Below are 713 nucleotides of genomic sequence, written 5' to 3'. Positions count from 1 at the left end.
CAAGAGTTGACAACGGCTTGCGAAAAAATCAATCCTTATCAAAATTTTGCACCCCTGCCTGGTACAGTAACCCTTGACCCCGCGACAGACTTTTGGCATGAACAGCGCACCGATTGGCTCTCTGGTGTCACCAATCAGATCATCATGGGCAGGAACCGTGGCAGAACTATCCGTAACACAGAAGTGCGTGATGACTTGGTCAATGAGACTCAAGAGCAAATCGATTTTTTGAGACAAATTACCCTTTCCTTTAAAATTGAAGGTTTTGGCAAGTTTGAACAATTAGCAAGCCTCACCTTTGATGGTGTGAATGTTTTGCCAGCAAGCCGCCTTGTTGCCGATAGCAAGGGCACCCTTGAGGGCACTTTTAAGATTCCACAAAACATCACGGCTGGCACAAAAAATGTTGTGGCACGGGGAAAAGGTGGAACCATTGCAACGGGGCTTTTTACCGGTCAAGGTGTGATTGATGTGAAAGTGATGCGGCGCACCACCACGGTGAAGATATGGACGCAATTTGACCCACAAGCGCAGGTCTTTACCCCCGATGAAACACGGCAAATCACCGGTATTGACTTTCATCTTTGCAAAATCGGTAATCAAAACCATGATTTGGTGATTGATTTGGTCACCACAGAAAATGGCTATCCGACCGCCGATATTCAAGCGCAAAGCTTTTATTCTATGAAGGGCGCAAAGAGAGGGTGGGCAGA

The 713-nt window shown here is 46.8% G+C and carries 1 protein-coding gene; it reads left to right on the top strand.

Translation table 11 applies throughout. The features are described from left to right. A partial coding sequence (locus ACFIKU_RS10060; protein ID WP_375657424.1) for a DUF4815 domain-containing protein occupies window positions 1-713 on the top strand: 713 nt, incomplete at both ends.

This window comes from Bartonella sp. CM120XJJH (assembly GCF_042194715.1).
In the GTDB taxonomy this organism is placed as follows: Bacteria; Pseudomonadota; Alphaproteobacteria; order Rhizobiales; family Rhizobiaceae; genus Bartonella.
This window is presented reverse-complemented; position numbering and strand designations above follow the sequence as displayed.